The sequence below is a fragment of the Phenylobacterium sp. genome (assembly GCF_041913825.1).
In the GTDB taxonomy this organism is placed as follows: Bacteria; Pseudomonadota; Alphaproteobacteria; order Caulobacterales; family Caulobacteraceae; genus Phenylobacterium.
In genome coordinates, this window is sequence record NZ_JAYSEO010000009.1 from 105,859 (window position 1) to 126,809 (window position 20,951).

General features: G+C 71.8%; 19 protein-coding genes. 14 read left to right on the forward strand and 5 right to left on the reverse strand.

Translation table 11 applies throughout. The annotated features are described in order from the left end of the window. Nucleotides 1-125: 125 nt before the first annotated feature. The 4 genes from ACE3Q8_RS09325 to ACE3Q8_RS09340 all read left to right on the forward strand — a co-directional run bounded on the left by ACE3Q8_RS09325 (nucleotide 126) and on the right by ACE3Q8_RS09340 (nucleotide 5,408). Nucleotides 126-2,486 (forward strand): TonB-dependent receptor, encoded by a 2,361-nt coding sequence (locus tag ACE3Q8_RS09325; protein WP_374469999.1) that lies wholly within the window; start codon nucleotides 126-128, stop codon nucleotides 2,484-2,486. 10 nt (nucleotides 2,487-2,496) lie between these two features. After that, complete coding sequence (locus ACE3Q8_RS09330; RefSeq protein ID WP_374470000.1) at nucleotides 2,497-3,672, forward strand: acyl-CoA dehydrogenase family protein; 1,176 nt, start codon at nucleotides 2,497-2,499, stop codon at nucleotides 3,670-3,672. A gap of 11 nt (nucleotides 3,673-3,683) precedes the next feature. Continuing rightward, on the forward strand, nucleotides 3,684-4,088 hold the full coding sequence (locus ACE3Q8_RS09335) for a MerR family DNA-binding transcriptional regulator (RefSeq protein WP_374470001.1): 405 nt from the start codon (nucleotides 3,684-3,686) through the stop codon (nucleotides 4,086-4,088). 111 nt (nucleotides 4,089-4,199) lie between these two features. Continuing rightward, nucleotides 4,200-5,408, forward strand: coding sequence for an acyl-CoA dehydrogenase family protein (locus ACE3Q8_RS09340; protein WP_374470002.1), 1,209 nt, complete (start codon nucleotides 4,200-4,202; stop codon nucleotides 5,406-5,408). Nucleotides 5,409-5,411: 3 nt separating this feature from the next. Here the strand turns inward: ACE3Q8_RS09340 and ACE3Q8_RS09345 are convergent, their stop codons facing one another. After that, entirely contained in the window at nucleotides 5,412-7,010 is a 1,599-nt protein-coding gene (locus ACE3Q8_RS09345) for a DHA2 family efflux MFS transporter permease subunit (RefSeq protein ID WP_374470003.1), read from the reverse strand. 76 nt (nucleotides 7,011-7,086) lie between these two features. Between ACE3Q8_RS09345 and ACE3Q8_RS09350 the strand changes: the two genes are divergently transcribed. The 4 genes from ACE3Q8_RS09350 to ACE3Q8_RS09365 all read left to right on the forward strand — a co-directional run bounded on the left by ACE3Q8_RS09350 (nucleotide 7,087) and on the right by ACE3Q8_RS09365 (nucleotide 11,162). Then, entirely contained in the window at nucleotides 7,087-8,220 is a 1,134-nt protein-coding gene (locus ACE3Q8_RS09350; protein WP_374470004.1) for an HlyD family secretion protein, read from the forward strand. A gap of 2 nt (nucleotides 8,221-8,222) precedes the next feature. Next, nucleotides 8,223-8,816, forward strand: coding sequence for a TetR/AcrR family transcriptional regulator (locus tag ACE3Q8_RS09355; RefSeq protein WP_374470005.1), 594 nt, complete (start codon nucleotides 8,223-8,225; stop codon nucleotides 8,814-8,816). Next, nucleotides 8,813-9,322, forward strand: a complete 510-nt coding sequence (locus ACE3Q8_RS09360) for a PaaI family thioesterase (RefSeq protein WP_374470006.1) — start codon at nucleotides 8,813-8,815, stop codon at nucleotides 9,320-9,322. Before ACE3Q8_RS09355 ends, ACE3Q8_RS09360 begins: the two co-directional genes overlap by 4 nt. 118 nt (nucleotides 9,323-9,440) lie before the next feature. Further along, the gene (locus ACE3Q8_RS09365) at nucleotides 9,441-11,162 is read left to right on the forward strand and encodes an MFS transporter (RefSeq protein WP_374470007.1); all 1,722 of its coding nucleotides are present in this window, start codon (nucleotides 9,441-9,443) and stop codon (nucleotides 11,160-11,162) included. On the opposite strand, the gene ACE3Q8_RS09370 is transcribed toward ACE3Q8_RS09365, so the two are convergent. After that, entirely contained in the window at nucleotides 11,126-11,524 is a 399-nt protein-coding gene (locus ACE3Q8_RS09370; protein WP_374470008.1) for a hypothetical protein, read from the reverse strand. The two genes, ACE3Q8_RS09365 and ACE3Q8_RS09370, sit on opposite strands and share 37 nt — an antisense overlap. On the opposite strand from ACE3Q8_RS09370, the gene ACE3Q8_RS09375 reads away from it, so the two are divergent. After that, a complete protein-coding gene (locus tag ACE3Q8_RS09375) occupies nucleotides 11,523-11,918 on the forward strand; it encodes a hypothetical protein (protein ID WP_374470009.1) in 396 nt (131 codons plus the stop codon). The genes ACE3Q8_RS09370 and ACE3Q8_RS09375 overlap by 2 nt on opposite strands. A gap of 404 nt (nucleotides 11,919-12,322) precedes the next feature. Beyond that, the gene (locus ACE3Q8_RS09380) at nucleotides 12,323-13,192 is read left to right on the forward strand and encodes an alpha/beta fold hydrolase (protein ID WP_374470010.1); all 870 of its coding nucleotides are present in this window, start codon (nucleotides 12,323-12,325) and stop codon (nucleotides 13,190-13,192) included. A 45-nt stretch (nucleotides 13,193-13,237) separates the two neighbouring features. Here ACE3Q8_RS09380 and ACE3Q8_RS09385 read toward each other — a convergent pair whose 3' ends face one another. Beyond that, nucleotides 13,238-15,907, reverse strand: a complete 2,670-nt coding sequence (locus ACE3Q8_RS09385) for a GNAT family N-acetyltransferase (RefSeq protein ID WP_374470011.1) — start codon at nucleotides 15,905-15,907, stop codon at nucleotides 13,238-13,240. 92 nt (nucleotides 15,908-15,999) lie between these two features. Between ACE3Q8_RS09385 and ACE3Q8_RS09390 the strand changes: the two genes are divergently transcribed. Then, nucleotides 16,000-17,004, forward strand: a complete 1,005-nt coding sequence (locus ACE3Q8_RS09390; protein ID WP_374470012.1) for a zinc-dependent alcohol dehydrogenase family protein — start codon at nucleotides 16,000-16,002, stop codon at nucleotides 17,002-17,004. Here ACE3Q8_RS09390 and ACE3Q8_RS09395 read toward each other — a convergent pair. After that, nucleotides 16,994-17,848, reverse strand: a complete 855-nt coding sequence (locus ACE3Q8_RS09395) for a universal stress protein (protein WP_374470013.1) — start codon at nucleotides 17,846-17,848, stop codon at nucleotides 16,994-16,996. The two genes, ACE3Q8_RS09390 and ACE3Q8_RS09395, sit on opposite strands and share 11 nt — an antisense overlap. A gap of 171 nt (nucleotides 17,849-18,019) precedes the next feature. Here ACE3Q8_RS09395 and ACE3Q8_RS09400 point away from each other — a divergent pair, with 171 nt between their 5' ends. Together ACE3Q8_RS09400 and ACE3Q8_RS09405 are read left to right on the forward strand one after the other, a co-directional pair. Continuing rightward, a complete protein-coding gene (locus tag ACE3Q8_RS09400) occupies nucleotides 18,020-18,469 on the forward strand; it encodes a host attachment protein (RefSeq protein ID WP_374470014.1) in 450 nt (149 codons plus the stop codon). Between the two features lie 5 nt (nucleotides 18,470-18,474). Further along, nucleotides 18,475-18,861, forward strand: a complete 387-nt coding sequence (locus tag ACE3Q8_RS09405) for a c-type cytochrome (protein WP_374470015.1) — start codon at nucleotides 18,475-18,477, stop codon at nucleotides 18,859-18,861. Between the two features lie 28 nt (nucleotides 18,862-18,889). On the opposite strand, the gene ACE3Q8_RS09410 is transcribed toward ACE3Q8_RS09405, so the two are convergent. After that, nucleotides 18,890-19,156 (reverse strand): hypothetical protein, encoded by a 267-nt coding sequence (locus ACE3Q8_RS09410; protein WP_374470016.1) that lies wholly within the window; start codon nucleotides 19,154-19,156, stop codon nucleotides 18,890-18,892. 133 nt (nucleotides 19,157-19,289) lie between these two features. On the opposite strand from ACE3Q8_RS09410, the gene ccoN reads away from it, so the two are divergent. Then, the gene (ccoN, locus tag ACE3Q8_RS09415) at nucleotides 19,290-20,951 is read left to right on the forward strand and encodes a cytochrome-c oxidase, cbb3-type subunit I (RefSeq protein WP_374470017.1); all 1,662 of its coding nucleotides are present in this window, start codon (nucleotides 19,290-19,292) and stop codon (nucleotides 20,949-20,951) included.

Below are 20,951 nucleotides of genomic sequence, written 5' to 3' on the forward strand. Positions count from 1 at the left end.
GGGCCTGCTCCCTATCACTTATGCTAGCTTGTTCCCTTGCTGCGGCCTCCGCAAGCTCCGAGCATCGCTCGCCTTTGTGCGGGCGCCATAGAGCCGTCCAACAAAAGGGCGGCCGGGGAGGACGGATGAAGCTGCATATGTACGCCGCCTCGGCGGCGGTGATCGCCTTTGCCTGCGCGGGCACGAGCGCCTGGGCCCAGCAGGCCGCCGAGGTCGAGACGGTGATCGTCACGGCTCAGAAGCGGGAACAGAACCTGCAGGACGTGCCCATCGTGGTGAACGTCGTCTCGGGCCAGCAGCTTCAGGACGCGGGCGTCCGCGACGTGAAGGACCTGCAGGTGCTGACACCGGGCCTCAGCGTCACCTCGTCCACCGGTGGGGCGCAGACCTCCATCCGCATCCGCGGCGTCGGCACCATCGGCGACAACCCCGGCCTGGAGTCCTCGGTCGGCACGGTGATCGACGGCGTCTACCGGGCTCGCAGCGGCGTGGCCTTCAATGACCTCGGCGAGTTGGAGCGGATCGAGGTGCTGAAGGGGCCGCAGGGCACCGTGTTCGGCAAGAACACCTCGGCGGGGGTTATCAACGTCATCACCCGCGCGCCGGAGTTCGACTTCGGCGCCGAGGCCGAGCTGACCTACGGCAACCACGACGCGCGCGGGGCTTCGGTCTCGGTCACCGGCCCCATCGGCGAGACCCTGGCCGGCCGCATCTTCGCCGCCCGGCGCGTGCGCGACGGCTTCTACGACGTGGCGAACGGGGCAGGGCCGAGCACCCAGGGCGACAACGACGACCAGGACGTGACCACCGTCCGCGGCCAACTCCTGTGGCTGCCCACCGACACCCTGACGCTCCGCTTCCTCGCCGACTACACCAAGCGCGAGGAGCACTGCTGCCTGAACACCACCACCCTGGTGGGCCCGACCGGGGCGATCATCGATGCGCTGGCGGCCGACGCCGGCACCCTGCGGCCGGCCGACCCGTTCCGGCGCCTCGCCTACGCCAACCGCGAGTCCAATCAGGACATCGAGGATCGGGGCGTGTCGCTGCAGGGCGATTGGGAGATCAACGACGACGTCACCCTGACCTCGATCACCGCCTGGCGGGACTGGGACAACCAGCAGGCCAACGACATCGACTTCTCCTCGGCCGACATCTGGTACCGCCCGGCGGACGGCCGCACCTTCAGCAAGATCGAGAGCTTCTCGCAGGAAGTCCGGCTGGCGGGCTCCACCGGTCCGCTCGACTGGCTGGTGGGCGGCTACTACTCGGACGAGCAGCTCGATTCGAGCGCCTTCACGCCCTACGGCACGGCTTACGAGACCTACTTCGGCCTGCTGCTGTCGAGCGGCGCGAACCCCAACACGGTGTCGCTCCTGACCGGCATCCCGGCGGGTCAGAACTTCATCCCGGGGCAGGGCTCGTACGACACCTACGACCACTCCACCAAGCGCTGGGCGGTGTTCACCAACAACACCTGGCACATCACCGACGCCCTCGAGCTGACCTTCGGCCTGCGCTACACGGACGAGACGAAGGAGGTCACCTCCCACTACAGCAACACCGCCCCGGCCAACGCCTGCGCTGCGGCCATCGTGCGGCCGATCCCGGCCGCCGCGCGCTCGGCGCTCTGCGCGCCGGGGTCCGACCCGGCCTTCAACAACGTCACCACGCGCCAGAAGCGCACCGAGGACCGCCTCGGCGGCACCGTGAAGCTGAGCTACCGGCTCAATCCGAGCCTGATGACCTATGTGTCCTACGCCTCCAGCCACAAGAGCGGCGGCTTCAACCTCGACCGCGCCCGGTTCGCGCCGGGCCAGATCAATCCCGACACCAGCTTCCCCGCCGAGACGGTGGAAAGCTACGAGGCGGGCTTCAAGTCCAACCTCGGCTCGGCGGTGGTGCTGAACGCGGCCGCCTTCGATCAGACGTTCAAGCACTTCCAGCTCAACACCTTCACCGGCATCAGCTTCGTAGTGGCGTCCATCCCGAAGGTGACCTCGAAGGGGGTCGACGTCGACTTCGTCTACCGCACGCCGCTGGAAGGCCTGACCGTGAATGGCGGGGTGACCTACGCCGTGACCCAGTACGGCGACTTCGTGCCGGGCCCTGGCGTGGGCCCGCGGCTGCCGGGCTCGCGCCTGTCCTACGCACCCCTGTGGTCGGCGTCCTGGGCGGCCTCCTACCAGCGGCCGCTGGGCGAGGCCCTGCAACTGCGGGCCAGCCTCTCGGGGCGCTACACCTCGCGCTACAACACCGGCTCGAACCTCGACCCGCTGAAGGACCAGAAGCCGCTGACCATCTGGAACGGCCGGATCGGCGTCGGCACGCAGGACGAGCGTTGGACGCTCGAGCTGTTCGCCCAGAACCTCACCAACGAGGACTACTACCAGGTGGTCGTCGACCAGCCGCTCCAGTCCGGCACCTACGCCGCCTTCCTGGGCGCGCCCCGGACGGTCGGCGTGACCTTGCGGTCCCGCTTCTAGGAGACCGGGCGTGGACCTCGACCTTACCGCCGAAGACCTGGCGTTCCGGGACGAGGTCCGCGCCTTCCTGGACGCGGAGCTGACGCCGGAGCTTCGCGAAGCGGGGCGGCTGACCACCAGCGTGTTCTGCGATCCGAAGCACACCCTGCCGTGGCAGCGGATCCTGAACGCCCGCGGCTGGGCCGCTCCGTCCTGGCCCCGGGAATACGGCGGCCCGGGCTGGACCGAGATGCAGCGCTACATCTTCGCGGCCGAGTGCGCGCGGGCCGGGGCGCCGCCGCTCGCGCCCATGGGCCTCAGGATGGTGGGGCCAGTGCTGATGGCCTTCGGGACGGCCGAGCAGAAGGCGCACTACCTGCCGCGGATCCTGTCGGGCGAAGACTACTGGTGCCAGGGCTATTCCGAGCCGGGCTCCGGATCGGACCTCGCCTCGCTGCAGTTGCGCGCCGAGAGCGACGGCGACCACTACGTCCTGTCGGGGTCAAAAATCTGGACGACCCACGCCCAGTTCGCGAACCGGATGTTCTGCCTCGTGCGGACCAGCAGCGAGGGGAAGCCGCAGGCGGGGATCACCTTCCTGCTGCTCGACATGGCCTCGCCTGGGATCACGGTGCAGCCGATCATCACGCTCGCCGGCGAGCACGAGGTGAACCAGGTCTTCTTCGACGCCGTGCGGGCGCCGAAGGCCAACCGCGTGGGCGAGGAGAACCAGGGCTGGACGGTGGCCAAGCACCTCCTGGAGTTCGAGCGCGGCGGCGGCTCGGCGCCGGGGCTCTACGTGGCGCTGGAGCGGGCGCGGGCCATCGGCGAGGGGGCCGTGAGCGCGGACCATCGCCGCCGGCTGGCCGAGGCGGAGATCGCCGCCCTCGCCATCGACATCTCGGAGCGGCGGGTGCTGTCGGCGCTCGCCAGCGGCAAGAACCCCGGACCGGCGTCCTCGATGCTGAAGATCAACGGCACGGAGGCCATGCAGCGGATCGACGAGCTGTCCATCGAGGCGGCCGGGTCCTACGCCGCCGTGGACCAGCCGCAGGCGCGCGAGCCGGGCGCCAATGTGGAGCCGGTCGGCCCCCGCCACAGCCTCACCGCAATGCCGCGATACCTGAACAACCGGGCCGCCTCGATCTACGGCGGCTCCAATGAAATCCAGCGCGACATCATCGCCCGTCTGGTGTTGGGACTCTGAAGGAGACGACCATGATGCGACCCAACCTGCGCCGTCCGCCGTACCGGACCTATTCGATCACCCAGCTCTGCCGGGAGTTCGGGGTCACCGCCCGCGCCCTCCGATTCTACGAGGAGCAGGGCCTGGTCTTCCCGAGCCGTCGGGAGATGCAGCGGGTCTATTCCTACAAGGACCGGGCGCGGCTGGCGCTGATCGTGCGCGGCCGCCGGGTCGGGCTGTCGCTGGCCCAGATCCGCGACATTCTCGATCTCTACGAGGAACAGGGAGAGGCGGCGCAGAACGCCAAGGCGCTCAGCATCTTCCGGCAGCGGATCGCCGAGCTCGAGGCCCAGCGCCGCGAGGTGGACGAGGCCATCGACGCCCTGAAGCAGGCGTCCCAGCGGCTCTCCACCGGCTACGGCGTCGCCGCCGAATAGGCCGCCGCCTGCGCCGGCACGCCACGGCGTACAGGCGCTGGACTGACGTTGCGGCGGGTGTCTAGCCTCCTTCCCGAACAACCGCGGACGGAACGCGGAAAGGGAGTTGAGATGGCGGATTTCGGCGGCGACGTGGACCTCGAGGCCTTCCGGGCGGAAGCCCGCGGCTGGCTTGCGGAGAACTTCCCCAAGAGCCTGGAGGGGAAGGCCGGCCTCGCCATGGCGATGATGGAGGGGCTGAAGGCCGAGGGCGACCTGGCGCTCTGGAAGGAGCGGATGGGGGCCAAGGGATGGGGCACGCCCACCTGGCCGACCGAGTACGGCGGCGGCGGCCTCAGCAACGCCCAGGCCCGCGTCCTGCAGCAGGAGATGGCCCGCGCCGGCGCCTTCAACCCGCTGACCTTCGGGATGGGCGTGACGATGATCGGCCCGACGATCCTCGATTTCGGCACCGAAGAGCAGAAGAAGAAGCACATCCCGCCGATCGTGCGCGGCGAGGTGCGCTGGTGCGTCGGCTACTCCGAGCCGAACGCCGGCTCGGACCTGGCCAGCCTGCAGATGCGCTGCGAGGACGCCGGGGACCACTGGAAGATCAACGGGCAAAAGACGTGGACGTCGGGCGCCCAGTGGTCGGACTGGTGCGGCGCGCTGGTCCGCACCGATCCCTCGGCCAAGAAGCACGAGGGCATCACCTTCATCCTGATCGACATGCACCAGCCCGGCGTCGAGCCGCGGCCCATCAGCCTGATCAGCGGCGCCTCGCCCTTCTGCGAGACCTTCTTCACCGACGCCGTGGCCCCGAAGGACGCGGTGCTCGGCAAGCTCAACGAGGGCTGGACGGTCGGCAAGCGGCTGCTGCAGCACGAGCGGGCCAGCCAGACCGGCGCGGCCATGGGCGGCAAGGCCGCGCCGCTGCAGGACATCGCCAAACGCTACGTCGGCGTGGACGAGCAGGGCCGCATCGCCGACGGCGATCTGCGGGCGCGGATCAACCGGCACCTGATGGACGCCCGCGTCCACGGGCTGACGCTCCAGCGCGCCGCGGCGGAGTCCAAGGGCAACGGGGCGACCAACGCCGCCTCGGTGCTGAAGAACTCGGCCACCAGCGTCAGCCAGGCCCGCGCCGAGCTGCTGATCGAGATCATGGGCCACCAGGGACTCGGCTGGGAGGGCGAGGCCTTCTCGGAGGAGGAGACCGAGGCGGTCCGGAGCTGGCTCTGGGGCAAGGCGATGTCGATCTACGGCGGCTCGGCCGAGATCCAGAACAACATCATCTCCAAGCGCATCCTCGGCCTGCCTGACAACACCCAGTCGGCCTGATCCTCACGGCTTTGCGGGCGCCGCGGCCGGCAGCGGCGGCGCCTTGCAGAGCGGGGCCAGCACCAGGGCGGCGAGGAACATCCACGCCATGAGTTGGAAGGCCTCGTTGAACGCGAGCGTCAGCGCCTGGCGCGCGACCACCTGGCCGAGCTGCGCCTGAGCCATCAGCAGGGCGTGGGCCGGGTCGGGCGTCAGCTCGCCGAACCGCTGGGCCATGGCGGCCACCACGTCGGGCGCGGCGCGCCCGGGCTGGCCGAGCGTCTCGCCCAGCCGCGCGGCGTGGATGCGGGTCTGGTCGCCCAGGATGGTGTTGACCACCGCGATGCCGATGGCGCCGCCGAGGTTGCGCATCAGGTTGAACAGTCCCGAGGCGTAGCGCAGCTCGGCCTGCTCGAAGCCGGAGAGCGCAAGGTTCACGCTGGGCGGGATGCACAGCATCACCGAAAAGCCGCGCAGCAACTGCGGGCCGAGCAGTTCGCGGAAGCCCCACTCGCTGGTCAGGTGCGCGGTCCACCAGAGGCTGGCGGCGAACAGCGTCAGGCCGACGACGATGATCTTGCGCGAGTCCACCCGCTGCGACAGCCGCGCGACCAGGAAGGTGGAGACGAGCTGGGCGCCGCCGGTGACGAAGACGGTCGTGCCGATCTCCTCGCTGGAGAACCCGCGCACGCGCCCGAGGTAGACCGGGATAAGGTAGGTCGAGGCGTAGATGCCGAAGCCGATCACCAGGTTGAAGACACAGGCGAAGGCGAAGGTCGGCTTGCGGAACGGGGTCAGGCGCACGACCGGCCCCCCCGAGCGGAACGAGCGCTCCAGGAACAGCAGGAAGGCGACCAGCGACAGCCAGGCGCCCGTGGCGATCGCCGGATCGGACAGCCACTCGCGGCGCGGCCCTTCCTCCAGGACATACTCGATGCCGCCGAGGAAGACGGCCATCGCCGCCAGGTGCGAGTAGTCGATGCGCCGGAGCATGCCGAGGTTCGGCGCGTCGACCCGGATGACCATCAGCGAGAGCGCGGCCACTGCGATGCCCGGGACCACGTTGATGTAGAAGATCCAGCGCCAGCCCACCGCGTCGGTGAGCAGCCCGCCGAGCGTCGGTCCCAGCGTCGGCGCGAGCACCGAGACGGAGCCCAGGATCGCCGGGATCATGGCCCGGTCCTTGCCGGTGAAGAGCGCGTAGCCGGTGGCGAACACGGTGGGCACCATGGCGCCGCCGACGAAGCCCTGGACGACCCGGAAGAGGATCATCGACTCGATGTCCCAGGCTGCGCCGCACAGCGCGCTGGCCGCCGTGAACAGGCCGGCGGAAAGCGCGAACAGCACGCGGGTGGACAGCGCCTGCGCCAGGAAGGCCGCGAACGGGATCATCACCAGCTCGGCCATCAGGTAGCCGGTCTGGATCCAGCTTATCTCGTCCGGCCCCGCGGAGAGGCCGGCCTGCACGCTGTTCAGCGAGGCGGCGACGATCTGGATGTCGATCAGGGCCAGGAACTGGCCGAACGCCATGACCCCGAAGATCAGGAACTTGCGGCCGCGTGGCAGGGTCGACGGATCGAACGGGGCCGGCGCGGGCGCGGCCGGCGAGGCGGGTCCGGCCATGCTTGTCCTCCAGCCGCTTGCTTCGTTGTATGATGTGCATCATATAAAGGTCTGCCGCAAGACCCGGAGCCCTGCCGTGACCGCTGCTCTCCTCGACACCGCGCCCAGGACCGCGAAGCCGGAGCGCCGGCCGCTCGTGGCGCGGCGCACCCTGGTCTCGGTCGGCGCGGCGCTGGCCGTGGCCGCCGCCGGCGCCGCCTGGATCGGCGTCCCGAAGGGGGCCGTGACCACGGACGACGCCTACCTGCAGGCCGACAGCTCCACAGTCGCGCCCAAGGTCCGTGGCCTGGTGGCCGAGGTGCTGGTCCGCCACAACCAGCCGGTTCGGCGGGGCCAGCCGCTGGTGCGGATCGCGCCCGAGGAGTTCGAGAGCCGGCTGGCTTCGGCGGAGGCCGACCTGCAGGACGCCCGCGCCGAGGAGCTGGGCGCCCGCGCCGCCTTCGAGACCCTGGCGGCCGAGCGGCGGCTGGCGGCCGCCGGCGTGGACGCGGTGCGCACCGCCATCGCCACGGCCGACGCCCAGAACACCCGCGCCCAGGCCGACCGCGACCGGTTCGAGCGGCTGGCGGATCGCGGGTTCGCCCCGCGCCGCGACCTCGACCGCTACCGCGCCGACGCCGTGGCCGCAGCCTCGGAGGCGCAGCGGAGCCGCGCCCAGCTCCGGGTGAGCCGCGAGGAGCTCGCCGCCGCCGACGCGCGCCACCCCAGCCTCGTGGCGGCGCTGGCCAAGGCCCAGGCGCGGGTGGCGCGCGCCGAGGCGGCCCTCGACCTCGCCCGACAGGACCTGCGCCACGCCCTCGTGGTCTCGCCGATCGACGGCGTGGTCGGCGATCGCCAGGCCGAGGTCGGCGACTATGTGCAGCCCGGCAGCCGGTTGATGACCGTGGTGCCCTTGCGCTCGCTGTACGTGACCGCGAACTTCAAGGAGACCCAGGTGGCGCGGATGACGCCCGGACAGCCGGCGAAGGTGAAGATCGACGCCCTGCACGGCCGCGTGCTGAAGGGGGAGGTGGAGAGCTTCGCGCCGGGCTCGGGTTCGCAATTCTCGCTGCTGCCCTTCGAGCCGGGGACGGGGAACTTCACCAAGATCGTGCAGCGGGTGCCCGTGCGCATCCGGCTGCTGCCCGGACAGGCCGAGCTGGCGCAGTTGCGCCCCGGGCTGTCCTCCACTGTCACGGTCGACCTTGTTCGGCCGGAAGAGGAGCGCTGAGCATGCGGTACGACGCGCAGCACAAGGAGCGCACGCGCGAGCGGGTGCTGAAGGAGGCGGCCCGGGCGATCCGCCAGGACGGACCGCACCGGGTCAGCGTGGCCGACGTCATGGGCAAGGCGGGCCTGACCCACGGCGGCTTCTATGCCCACTTCAAGTCGCGTGACGAGCTGATCGCCGAGGGCATCCGGCAGATGTTCCGGGAGAGCGCCGAGCGCGTCGGCCAGTCGATGGAAGGACGCGGCCCCCGCGAGGCGCTGGTCGACTACATCGGCTTCTACCTGTCGCCTGCGCACCGCGACACGCGGACGGCCGGATGCCCGCTGCCGTTCCTGAGCGCCGATGCGCCGCGTCTGCCGGACCCTGCCCGCGCCGTCTTCGCCTCGGGCGTGGCGGCGCTGGAGGACCGGCTGGCCGGGCTGTTGTCGGCCACGGGACGCGAGCACGCCGCCGACGACGCCGCCTCGCTGGTGGCCGAGCTGGTGGGCGCGCTCGCCCTGGCCCGCGCGGAGCCGGACGACGAGCGCGCCTATGCGATGCTGCGCGACGCGCGGGCCCGGATCCTCGGCCGGCTCGGGCTGGAGGCCGCCCGATGAGCCTCGCCGCCCGCGCCGACGGGGCGCTCCGGACCCGCACCATCGAGTGGGCCTCGCCCCAGCCCTTTCGAGCCGAGCTCGCCGGCCTCTCCGGCCTGCAGATGCTGGAGGGGATCAAGGCCGGCCGGCTTCCGCCCCCGCCCATGGCCCGCGTGGTGGGTTTCGCCATCGGCGAGGTGGAGCCCGGCCGGGTCGTGTTCGAGCTCGAGCCGCGCGAGGACCTCGAGAACCTGGCCGGCATGCTGCACGGCGGGGTGGCCGCGACCCTGCTGGACAACGCGCTGGGGGCGGCGGTGCACACGGTGGTCGAACACGGGCAGGGGGTGGTCACCCTCGACCTGAAGGTCAGCTATCTGAGGCCCATCAGCCTGCGCTCCGGCCTCGTGCGGGCGGAGGGCCGGGTGCTGCATCACGGTCGGCAGACCGCCTACGCCGAAGGGGACGTCCGCGACGCCCGGGGCGCGCTATGCGCCCACGCCGTGGGCAATTTCGCGATCCGCGGCTAGCGCGAACGGCGTCGGCCGCTCGGGCCCGGACAGGGTCGGCAAACCATGGTTCGCGGGGGAACAAGCCGCCGGCCCGTCTGTTCGTGGGGCCTACCCCGGATCGATGGAAGAGGCCGCCATGGCAGGCATGCTGGCCCCTCAGCCGCACGTGAACGAGGCCGAGCTCAGGCGGGGCCTTCGCAACCTCATGTGGGACGCGACCTTCGCCACCATGGTGGGGGCGCTGAACTCCGGCGTGGTGCTGGTGGCGCTGGCGCTCTGGCTGGGCGCCACCAACGCCGTGATCGGCCTGCTGGCGGCGATCCCGCTGTGGACCCAGATCCTGCAGGCGCCGGCGGTCAGCCTGGTCGAGCGGCTGCGCGCGCGCCGCCAGATCAGCATCGTGGCCCTGGTGGTCGCCCGCGCGACCCTGCCGATCTTCGCCATCCTGCCGCTGATCCCGGACAAGCGCCTGGCGCTCGGCATCCTGATCGTGCTCGAGATCGTCCACACGGCCTTCAACGCGGTCTGCGCGTGCAGTTGGAACTCCTGGATCCGCGACCTCGTCCCGGAGCGGCGGCTCGGCGGCTTCTTCGCGCGACGGACCATCTTCGCCACGGCGATCGGCATGCTCTGCAGCCTGGCGGCCGGCTTCGCCATGCAGTCGCAGAAGGCCGCCCGTGGGGAGGGCGACGGCTCGGTGTTCATGCTGCTCTACGGCGCGGGCTTCGTGGCCGGCGCGATCAGCACCTGGCGCCTCTCTATGGTGCCCGAGCCGCTGATGCCGGAGGCCGCGCCGCGCCAGACGCTCTGGAAGCTGCTGAAGGCGCCGCTGAAGGATCCCAACTTCCGCACGCTGATCCGCTTCATGGCGAGCTGGCAGTTCGCGGTGAACTCGGCGACGCCGTTCTTCACCGTCTACTTCGTCCAGCAGCTCGGCCTCGGCATGGGTTGGGTGATGACCTTCACCGTGGTCAGCCAGTTCGCGAACCTGGTGGTCCTGCGGATGTGGGGCAGGCTGTCGGACCGGTTCTCCAACAAGTCCGTGCTGAACCTCGCCGCGCCGGCCTTCCTTCTGGCCATCGCCGCCATGGTCTTCGCCTCCGAATTCGAGGACCGGCTGGGCCTGATCGTCTACCTATCGGTGCTGCACGCCTTCATGGGCATGGCATCGGCGGGCGTGAACCTGGCCACGGGGGCGGCGGCGCTGAAGCTCGCGCCGCGGCACGCCGCCACCTCCTACCTGGCGGCCAACTCGCTGATCGCCTCGGCGGCGGCGGGCATGGCGCCCATCCTCGGTGGCATCACGGCGGACTTCTACGCCGCACGCGAGCTGAGCTTCCAGATCCTCTGGCGCGATCCCTCGGGCGTCTCGGAGTTCTTCGGCCTCCACGTCAGCCATTGGGACTTCTTCTTCCTGATCTCGGCGATCATCGGCCTCTACGCCCTGCACCGGCTCTCCTTCCTTCAGGAGGAGGGGACCGTGCGGCGGCGCATCCTGGTTCAGGAGATCGTCGGCGAGACCCGGCGGGGCGTGCGCAACCTGTCGCCCGTGCGCGGGCTGAGGCCGCAGTTCCCCGCGGCCAGCCTGATCGAACGCCACGGCCGTCTGCGGGTGCAGGAGCGCGTGGAGCGGGCGCGGGCCGGGCGCGACGCCCCGCGCGCCGCCGCGGGCGGGGCTCAGCCGCCCGGCGGTGCGGCGCGGCGCGAGGCGGAGGCCCCCGCGGCCTGCCTGCTCGACCGCCTCGGGCGTCTGGGGGTGCCGGCGCGCGGGGCGGGGGCGCGGGCCGGGCGGGCCGCGCGTCGCGCCGCCGCGGACGGGGCTCAGCCGACCGGGGGTTCGGCGCGGGCCGAGGCGTAGCCCCCGGCGAGGTCGGCGTGCTCGGCTTCGCGGGTGGTGCGCGCGACGTTCAGGCGGGTGTAGACCTGCAGTGGGCCGCGCCGCTGCGACCGGGCGAGCGCCGCGCGAGCCTGCGACAGGTCCTCGGTGGCGCCGAGGACGACCACCTCGACCGCGCCCTCGTCCGATTCGCGGACGAAGGCGTAGTTCCCGGCGATCGGCACGTGGGGCTCGTTCTCCGGCCAGAGACGGAAGCGGTAGGTTGCGCCGGAGGCGCCCACGAGATCGAGAAAGGGTCGCATGGCCGGGCCGTAGGACGGAACTGCGGCGGCGTCGAGGCGGCCGTTCGTGCGTTGAGGAAAGATCCAGCCGAAGTTGCCCATGACCAGCACACCTGACCGCTTCCTCAGGCGCAAGACGCCGCTGTCCCGCAAATCAACGCTCGGCCGCGTGTTCAACGTGACGCGCGAGACCTGGCGGCTGAGCGACGACCCGCAGGCCGTGGCGCCGGAGACGGAAGCGGTGGTCACCGGGCGGACCGCCGCCGACGCCGCGGACCTCGCCCGTGAGGCCGCCGAGGCCCACCCGCGCCACGGCTTCCACAAGCCCTCGGGGAGCTGGTGGGGGGCGGACGAGACCCACTTCCACCGATACGTGGTGCACGCCGGCCGGCGTGCGCACGCCGCGGCCGGGGTGCTCGTGGTCTCCGGCCTCCTGGGGCTTACGGCCCTTGCGCTGGCGCGGGGACGGCGGCCGAAGGCCGCCAAGCGGCGCTGAGCGGCGGCGTTTGATCTGCCGCAAGGCGCGGCCGGCCCGCGGGGGCCATGCTTGCCGACGTCGAGCACAGTCCCAGCGGATCTCCACCCCCCGGAGAACGGGTGGACTGGCGGAGCGCCCCCGATCCGAGCGGGGGCGCTCTTTCTTTCGGCGCCGGCCGCCGGCTGCGCCCGACAATCCTTCACATCCGCCTGATAGCCGTTCGTCGCTGTTGCGGCCCTCGGCCGCGCAGGTCAGGCTCAGCTTCGCGGACGCAGAGGCTCGCCCGGGGGGGCGGCGAAGCGGTCGCGCCCCGCAGCATGGCTCAGAGTGACCCGGCCCGCCGGCGCGCGGCGGCGCCGCCAGCGAAGCTTACACCCGGGGCGCGCGCCGCCTCTGCAGCACTCCCTTGAAGGAGGACTTCGATGCCCACCATCACGGTCAAGGACGGCGCCCAGATCTTCTACAAGGACTGGGGTTCGGGACAGCCCATCGTGTTCAGCCACGGCTGGCCGTTGACGGCCGACGACTGGGACGTCCAGATGATGTTCTTCGCCGAGCGGGGCTACCGGGTCATCGCCCACGACCGGCGCGGCCACGGCCGGTCGAGCCAGACCTGGTCCGGCAACGACATGGACACCTACTCCGACGACCTGCGCGAGCTGGTGCTGGCGCTGGACCTGCGGGACGCCATCCACGTGGGCCACTCCACCGGCGGCGGCGAGGTGATCCGCTACCTCGGCCGGCACGGGACGGACCGCGCGGCCGGCGCGGCCATCCTGGGCGCGATCCCGCCGGTGATGCTGAAGAGCCCGACCAATCCGGAGGGCACGCCCATCGAGGTGTTCGACGGTATCCGGGACGGCACGCTGAACAACCGATCGCAGTTTTACCGCGAGGTCGCGGCCGGGCCGTTCTACGGCTTCAACCGCCCCGGCGCGAAGGTGAACCAGGGCCTGATCGACAAGTGGTGGCTGCAGGGCATGATGGGGGGCATCAAGGGCCATTACGACTGCGTCCGGGTCTTCTCCGAGACCGATTTCACCGAGGACCTGAAGCGCATCGAGATCCCGGTGCTGGTGATGCACGGGGACGACGACCAGGTGGTGCCGATCGCCGCCTCCGCCCCCAAGAGCGCCAAGCTGCTGAAGAACAGCACGCTGAAGATCTATCCCGGCCTGCCGCATGGCCTGGCCGCCACCCACGCCGACATCGTCAACGCCGACCTGCTGGCCTTCTTCAAGGAGGCCGTGGGGCAGCGGGCCCGGTCCGAGGCCGTCCTCGAACCGACCTGAGCGGGGCGGGGACGCCGGGCCGGCCGGTCCGGCGTCCCTTCCGCCTCAGGCGACCGGCTGCGGCGCCACGTCCAGCCGCTTGACCACCTTCACGCGGGCCACGTCCTCGCCGGCCCGGCGGCCGAAGCCGAGGTTCTCCGCCAGCTCCAGCATGCGGTCGTTGTGGCGCGCCACGTCGCCCCAGACCTCCTTGATACCCCGCGCCCGGGCGTGATCGAGCACCGCCCGCAGCAGCAGGCCGCCCAGGCCGCGGTGCTGGCAGTCGCTGCGCACCATCATGGCGAACTCGGCGGTCTCGCCTTCGGGGTCGCCAACGATCCGGCTGACGCCCAGGATCTCGCCGTCGGCGTTCTGCGCCACCAGGGCCATCTCCCGGTCGTAATCGATCTGCGACAGGCGCGCGGCCCAGCCGGGCGGCAGGTGGCGGAAGCCGGAGGCGAAGCGCAGGCGCACGTCCTCGGGGGTGGAGCGGTCGATCAGGTCCTCGATGCGCGGCGCATCGCCCGGCCGGATCGGCCGGACCAGCAGGTCGCCGCCGCCCTCAAGCGTCACCGTGCGCTCCAGCGCCTGGGGATAGGGGAGGATGGCTGGGCGCGCCGTCGCCGCGGCGCCCGGCGCCCGCAAGCGGATCCGGGCGTCCAGGCACAGCACCCCCTGCTCGTCGGCGAGCAGGGGGTTGATGTCCAGTTCGGCGAGTTCGGGGATGCCGCTCGCCATCTCCCCCAGCGTGACCAGCACGTCGGCGATGGCGCCGACGTCCGCCGCCGGCCGGTCGCGGAAGCCGGAGAGCAGCTTGGCGACCTGCGTCCGCCGGACCATGTCGCGGGCCAGCACGTCGTTGAGCGGCGGCAGGCCGATGCTGCGGTCCTTCAGGACCTCGGTGGTCACCCCGCCGTGGCCGAACAGCACCACCGGGCCGAAGGTGGGATCCTGGGCGACGCCGCAGAGCAGCTCGTGGGCGTGCGGCCGGTCGATCATCGGCTGGAGCACGAAGCCTTCGATGTGCGCTTCGGGCCGGACCCCCTGCACACGGGCCAGCATGGCCTCGGCGGCTTCCAGCACGTCGGCGGGGCCGTGCAGCTCGAGCGCCACGCCGCCCACGTCGGACTTGTGGCTGATGTCCGGCGACAGGATCTTCAGCGCCACCGTCCCGCCGAGTTCGCGGGCCGCGGCGGCGGCCTCGGCCGGGCTGCGCGCCGTGCGGTCCTGCACCACCGGCAGGCCGTAGGCCTTCAGCACCGCGCGCGCTTCGGGATCGGTCAGCACAAGGCGGCCCTCCGCGAGGGCGGCGTCGATGATCTGGCGCACGCTCGCCGCGTCGGCCGCCCGGGGCGGGCGGTCGGCCGGCGTCTGCATCAGCAGCTCCTGGTTCCGGCGGTGGTCCACCAGGTGCATGAAGGCGCGGACCGCCTCGTCCGGCGTCTCGTGGCTCGGCAGGCCGGCGCCCGCGAACAGCCGCCGGCCCTCGGTCACCGCGTGGTCGCCCAGCCAGCAGGTCAGGATCGGCCGCCCGAACGGCCGGGGCGGGGCGGCCGCGACCACCGCCCGGGCGGCTTCCGTCGAGGAGGCCACCGCGGTCGGGCAGTTCATCACCAGGATGGCGTCGTTCTCGCGGTCGGCGAGCAGGGCCTCCAGCGCCTGGCCGTAGAGCACGGGCTTGGCGTCGCCGAGGATGTCCACCGGATTGGCCTTCGACCAGTTGCCCGGCGCGAAGCGGTCGATGGCGGCGATGGTCTCCGGCGCGAGCTCGGCCACGCGGCCGCCGCGGTCGGCGAGCGCATCGGCGGCCATGACGCCGGCGCCGCCGCCGTTGGTCAGAATGGCCAGCCGGTCTCCGTGCACCCGAAGGCCGGCCGACAGCGTCGTCACCGCGTCGAACAGCTCGCGCAGGCCGCCCACCCGCAGCATCCCCGCGCGGCGGAAGGCGGCGTCGTAGACTGCATCGGCGCCGGCGAGCGCGCCCGTGTGGCTGAAGGCCGCCGCCGCTCCCGCGCTCGTGCGGCCCGCCTTGATCACCACGACCGGCTTGGCCCGCCCGGCGATCCGGCCGGCGGTCATGAACTTCCGCGCGTCCGTGATGCTCTCCAGGTAGATCAGGATGCCCTTGGTGTCGGGATCGAGCGCCAGGTAGTCGAGCAGGTCGCCGAAATCGACGTCGGCCGCGTCGCCGATGCTGATCACGTGGCTGAAGCCCACCCCGCGGGCCTGCGCCCAGTCCAGCGCCGCGGCGCAGATCGCCCCCGACTGGGCCACCAGGGCGAGGCCGCCAGGCGCAGGGTTCAGGTGCGCGAAGCTGGCGTTGATGCCCACCTTCGGCGAGATGAAGCCCAGGCAGTTGGGGCCGACGATCCGCAGCAGGTGCGGCCGCGAGGCGTCGAGCATCTGCTGGCGCAGCTCGCCGGTCACGCCGGCGCTGATCACCACCGCGGCGCGGCAGCCGCGGGCGCCGAGCTCGCCGATCAGTCCGGGCACGGTGGGGGCGGGCGTGGCGATGACCGCCAGGTCGACGGGACGCGGCAGGGCGTCCACCGAGGGATAGGCGAGCGACGAGCCCACCGACGAAGCCCGCGGATTCACCGGCAGCACCGGCCCCGCGAAACCGGCGTTCAGCAGGTTGCGGGCGATCACCTGGCCCACGGAGCCCGGCGTGTTGCTCGCCCCGATCAGGGCGATGGCCTGCGGATGGAAGAGGGCGTCGAGATTGCGCGTCGTCATGGGCGTAGGTGGCTTTCGGGTCCGCGGGGCGCCTTGACCCCCGTCAACGCGGGACCACTGTGGCGCACTACGGGTTCCGGCGGGAGGTCCCGATGTTCGGAATGGTGCTGCAGGCGGTCGGCGAGCCGCTGCGCTGCGAGGCGCGCCCTGACCCACAGCCGGGACCGGGCGAGCTGCGCCTGCGGGTCCGGGCCTGCGGCGTCTGCCGCACCGACCTGCACGTGGTGGATGGCGAGCTGCCGCCGCGGCGGGACAGCGTGATCCCGGGGCACGAAATCGTCGGCGTGGTGGACGCCATCGGACCCGGCGTGACGGGCGTGGCCCTGGGCGAGCGCCGCGGCGTGCCCTGGTTGGGCGACACCTGCGGCCGATGCCGCTACTGCCGCGAGGGGCGGGAGAACCTCTGCGACGCGCCCGGGTTCACCGGCTGGACCCGCGACGGCGGCTACGCCGACACGGTGATCGCGCGGGCGGACTTCAGCTTCCCCCTGCCGGCCGGACTCTCCGACACCGAAGCCGCGCCGCTGATGTGCGCCGGCCTGATCGGCTACCGCTGCTGGCGCAAGGCGGCCGAGGCGGGGCCCGTCGCGCGGCTGGGGCTCTACGGCTTCGGCGCGGCGGCCCACCTCCTGGCGCAGCTCGCGCTCCACGAGGGCCAGCAGGTCCACGCCTTCACCCGGGCCGGCGACGCCGCCGCCCAGAACCTGGCGCGCGCCCTTGGGTGCGCGTGGGCGGGAGCCTCGGAGGACGCCCCGCCGGAGCCGCTCGACGCAGCGATCATCTTCGCGCCGGTGGGCGATCTCGTGCCGCTCGCCCTGCGGGCCGTGCGGAAGGGCGGGACGGTGGTCTGCGGCGGGATCCACATGAGCGACATCCCGAGCTTCCCCTACTCGATCCTCTGGGAAGAGCGGCGGCTGGTTTCTGTGGCCAATCTGACCCGCCGGGACGCCGTCGAGTACCTGCCGCTGGCCGCGCGGGCCGGCGTGCGGCCGCACGTCACCACCTATCCGCTCCGGGACGCCAATGCGGCCCTCGAGCACCTGCGGAGCGGCGCCTTCGCGGGCGCGGCGGTGCTCGTACCGGAGCCTAGTGGCTGAGCAGCAGGTAGCGCGCCGGCGCCTTCAGCAGGTCGCGGGTCACGCCGCCGAACACCCATTCCGCCGCCCGGCCATGGCCATAGGCGCCGGCGACGATCAGATCCGCGCCGAGGGCGGCGGCCTGGGCGTCCAGCGTTCGGGCGACGTCCGTCTCCTGCCCGGTCGCCACGCTCGCCCGGGCCGCAATCCCGCGGCGGCTGAGCGCGTCGGCCACGTCCCGCGCCTGCGCCAGCACGGCGGTCGCGGCCGCGGCCTCGCAGACGCCCAGCACCAGCACCTCCTCGGCCGCGGCCAGGAAGGGGAGGGCGTCGGCCACCGCGCGCCGCGCCTCGCGCGTCTCCTTCCAGGCGATAACGACCCGCCGCGCCTCCAGCGGGGCGCCGGCCTCCGGGACCACCAGCACCGGCCGCCCGGCGGTCAGCGCCACCTGGGCGGGATCTGCGGCGTGGTAGCCGCTCGCCTGGCGCCCCTCGGCGGCCGACATGACCACCAGATCCGCCGCGCGGGCCTCGCAGGCCAGGGCGGCGTTCGGCATCGCCTGGCCGCAGCGCCATTCGACCTCCGGGGCGGCGGCCGCGTCGCGGCGGAAGGCGGCCTCGGCGGCCGTGATCTCGCTCTCGAGGGCGCCGGCCATCTGCGTCACCAGCTCGGCGACGAGCTGGCCGGTGTAAGGATCGCAGGCCAGCGGCGGCTCCAGGGCCGCCGCGCCAAGCCCGATCAGCCGGGCGCCCGAGCGGCGGGCGAGCTCGGCGGCGGACCGCACCCGCAGCGTGGCTGCGGCGCCGGGCTCGGCGTGGACGAGCAGGCTGGTGAGGCTGGGCGCGGTGTCGGCGGTGCGCGGCATGGGGGCGGCTCCTTCGCGTCGGGCCCCCATCCTGCGCCCGGCCGAAGCGGCCGGACATTCCGCATCCCGCCCTAAGTAGCCGTACGGAGGCGGCTCAGACCGCGATTTGACGCAGGTCAGGGCTTCACCGGGGCGGCCTGCCCATGCTGCGCCATCAATCGGGAGACAGACATGATCGATGAAGGCGTGACCTGGATCGTCGCCGCGGACGGCGCCCACATGCGGGTCTTCGAGGAGCGTCGCCGCGCCGGCGAGGTGCGGGAGCTGTCGGGCGAGGCGCTGCGGACCGAGGAGCACGACCGGCCGCGATCGCACGCGCACGCCGCGACGGTGCACGAGCGCGCCGGCCAGGGTCGCCACGGCGACCGCGAGACTCCGCCGGCGCAGGAAGCGGAGACGCGGTTCCTTGGCCGGGCCGCCGAGAGGATCGACGTCGCCGCCCGCCGCAAGGCGTTCGAGCGCCTCGTGATCATGGCGCCGCCGCATGCTCTCGGCGTGCTCCGCCAGAAGCTGCCTCAGGCGGTGCTGGCGATGGTCGAGACGACCGACGCGCACAACCGCCTGCAGGACGACGCCGAGGCCATCCGCAACCACCTGCGCCTGGCTCGCGCCCGCGCCTGATCCCTGTGACGAGACTCACCGTCCTGGCGCTGCTCGCCGTCCTGGCGGGCGGCGCCGCCGTGCCTGACCAAGCCGCGTCGCCGCAGGTCCAGGAAGGCCGCAGGCTGGCGCAGAAGTATTGTGCCGGCTGCCATGGGGCGGGGCCCGCCCAGATCAGCCCACATCGCGGCGCGCCCCCCTTCTGGATGCTGGATGGCCTGCACACCCCCGAGAGCCTGCAGCACACGGCTGCGAGCGGCGAACGGCACAGTCGCTACGGCATGTCCGGGATCGTGCTGACCCGCAGCGAGGCGGCCGCCATCTTGAGCTACATCGAGGCGGTCGCGCGCGCCGACCATGCGACCCAGCGCAAAATGGAAATGACGCCGTGCATCGCCACGGCCCCCTGCTGAGCGGCCGGCGTAAGGGGTAGGGGCGGGCCTATTCGCTGCGGATGCGCAGGGTCTTGCGGGCGGGCCAGGCGGCCCAGCCGAGGCTCGTCAGGCCGGCGGCGGTCAGCGCCGCGGCGGCGGCGCACCAGCCGCAGTGAGGGGCCGTGAGGGACGTGCCGCAGATCTCGCCCAGGAAGGCCATGTGCTGCCAGGCCAGCCGGGCGGCGAGCGCCGCCGAAGCCAGGAGCACGACCCCGGCCGTCGCCGCGCCGAGGCGGGCGAAGCTGTCGCTAGACGGATCGTTCGTGCGGCGCATGGCGGGCCCTTTCGATGATGCGCCGACTGATCGCCCGCCGCCGCTCCGGACGCCTTGACGTGGATCAAGGCGACTCTGGGGCGCCCGCGGCAAACGGGGGAGCATCTCTCAAGCCACCCAGAAAAACGGGCTCATGAACCAGTTAGCGGCCACGCCGGACGAAGCGCCGTTCAACGTCCTCCTCCTATACATCCTGACGGGTGTGGCGGCCTTGGGCTCGGTCCTGATGACCGCGTTCAGCCCCGACCCGTTGTTCCGCCTGCACGGCTGGATCTTCACCGGCGCCTTCACCCTGGCGTTCCTGGTGATTTCCGCCGGCCTCGGCCACGACCGGTTCCGCCAGGACCCCAACCGCTATGAAGACGGCGTGGTCCGGGCCGGTGTGATCGCCACCATGTTCTGGGCCGTCGTCGGCCTGCTGGTGGGCGTGGTCATCGCCGCCCAGCTCTCCTGGCCGAACCAGCTCTACTTCCCGGACTACGGCTTCCTGAACTTCGGACGCCTGCGGCCCCTGCACACCTCGGGGGTCATCTTCGCGTTCGGCGGCAACGCGCTGATCGCCACGTCCTTCTACGTGGTCCAGCGGACCTGCAAGGCCCGGCTGGCCGGCGGGGTGTGGCCGTGGTTCGTCTTCTGGGGCTACCAGCTCTTCATCGTGCTGGCCGCCACCGGCTACCTGGCCGGGATCACCCAGAGCCGCGAGTACGCCGAGCCGGAATGGTACGTCGACCTGTGGCTGACTGTGGTCTGGGTCGCCTACCTGCTCGTCTTCCTGGGCACGATCTGGAAGCGCAAAGAGCCGCACATCTACGTGGCCAACTGGTTCTACCTGGCCTTCATCGTGACCATCGCCCTGCTGCACGTGGTCAACAACCTGGCCATGCCGGTGGGTCTCCTGGAGACCCGCAGCTACTCGGCCTTCGCGGGCGTGCAGGATGCGCTGACCCAGTGGTGGTACGGCCACAACGCGGTGGGCTTCTTCCTGACCGCCGGCTTCCTGGCCATGATGTACTACTTCGTCCCGAAGCGGGTGGAGCGGCCGGTCTATTCGTACCGGCTGTCCATCGTCCACTTCTGGTCGCTGATCTTCATCTACATCTGGGCGGGCCCGCACCACCTGCACTACACGGCCCTGCCGCAGTGGGCGCAGACGCTGGGCGCCACCTTCTCGATCATGCTGTGGATGCCCTCCTGGGGCGGCATGATCAACGGCCTGATGACCCTGTCGGGCGCCTGGGACAAGCTGCGCACCGACCCGGTTGTCCGGATGATGGTGGTCGCCATCGCCTTCTACGGCATGTCGACCTTCGAAGGGCCGCTGATGTCGGTCCGGGCGGTCAACTCGCTCAGCCACTACACCGACTGGACCATCGGCCACGTGCACTCGGGCGCGCTGGGCTGGGTCGGCTTCATCAGCTTCGGCGCGGTCTACTGCCTCGTGCCCTGGCTGTGGAAGAAGGACCGGCTCTACTCGAACCGCATGGTAGAGTGGCACTTCTGGATCGCGACGACGGGGATCCTCCTCTACATCGCCGCGATGTGGGTCTCCGGCATCATGGAAGGCCTGATGTGGCGCGAGTACACGCCGCAGGGCTTCCTGGCCAACTCCTTCGTCGAAACCGTCGCCGCCAAGCACATCGAGAACGTCATCCGCACCATCGGCGGCCTGATGTACCTCTCCGGCGCGGTGATCATGTCCTACAACCTGTGGCGTACGATCCGCATGCCGAGCTCCGCCGTGGCGGACGCTCAGTCCACGGCGACGCCCGCCCCCGCCATGCTGGCGGCTGAGTAA

Bases quoted from the DNA above. Each gene is read 5' to 3' on its own strand.
- ACE3Q8_RS09325 (WP_374469999.1), top strand. From the start codon at position 126: ATGAAGCTGCATATGTACGCCGCCTCGGCGGCGGTGATCGCCTTTGCC.
- ACE3Q8_RS09335 (WP_374470001.1), top strand. From the start codon at position 3,684: ATGATGCGACCCAACCTGCGCCGTCCGCCGTACCGGACCTATTCGATC.
- ACE3Q8_RS09340 (WP_374470002.1), top strand. From the start codon at position 4,200: ATGGCGGATTTCGGCGGCGACGTGGACCTCGAGGCCTTCCGGGCGGAA.
- ACE3Q8_RS09345 (WP_374470003.1), bottom strand. From the start codon at position 7,010: ATGGCCGGACCCGCCTCGCCGGCCGCGCCCGCGCCGGCCCCGTTCGAT.
- ACE3Q8_RS09355 (WP_374470005.1), top strand. From the start codon at position 8,223: ATGCGGTACGACGCGCAGCACAAGGAGCGCACGCGCGAGCGGGTGCTG.
- ACE3Q8_RS09360 (WP_374470006.1), top strand. From the start codon at position 8,813: ATGAGCCTCGCCGCCCGCGCCGACGGGGCGCTCCGGACCCGCACCATC.
- ACE3Q8_RS09365 (WP_374470007.1), top strand. From the start codon at position 9,441: ATGGCAGGCATGCTGGCCCCTCAGCCGCACGTGAACGAGGCCGAGCTC.
- ACE3Q8_RS09375 (WP_374470009.1), top strand. From the start codon at position 11,523: ATGACCAGCACACCTGACCGCTTCCTCAGGCGCAAGACGCCGCTGTCC.
- ACE3Q8_RS09370 (WP_374470008.1), bottom strand. From the start codon at position 11,524: ATGGGCAACTTCGGCTGGATCTTTCCTCAACGCACGAACGGCCGCCTC.
- ACE3Q8_RS09380 (WP_374470010.1), top strand. From the start codon at position 12,323: ATGCCCACCATCACGGTCAAGGACGGCGCCCAGATCTTCTACAAGGAC.
- ACE3Q8_RS09385 (WP_374470011.1), bottom strand. From the start codon at position 15,907: ATGACGACGCGCAATCTCGACGCCCTCTTCCATCCGCAGGCCATCGCC.
- ACE3Q8_RS09390 (WP_374470012.1), top strand. From the start codon at position 16,000: ATGTTCGGAATGGTGCTGCAGGCGGTCGGCGAGCCGCTGCGCTGCGAG.
- ACE3Q8_RS09395 (WP_374470013.1), bottom strand. From the start codon at position 17,848: ATGCCGCGCACCGCCGACACCGCGCCCAGCCTCACCAGCCTGCTCGTC.
- ACE3Q8_RS09400 (WP_374470014.1), top strand. From the start codon at position 18,020: ATGATCGATGAAGGCGTGACCTGGATCGTCGCCGCGGACGGCGCCCAC.
- ACE3Q8_RS09410 (WP_374470016.1), bottom strand. From the start codon at position 19,156: ATGCGCCGCACGAACGATCCGTCTAGCGACAGCTTCGCCCGCCTCGGC.
- ccoN (WP_374470017.1), top strand. From the start codon at position 19,290: ATGAACCAGTTAGCGGCCACGCCGGACGAAGCGCCGTTCAACGTCCTC.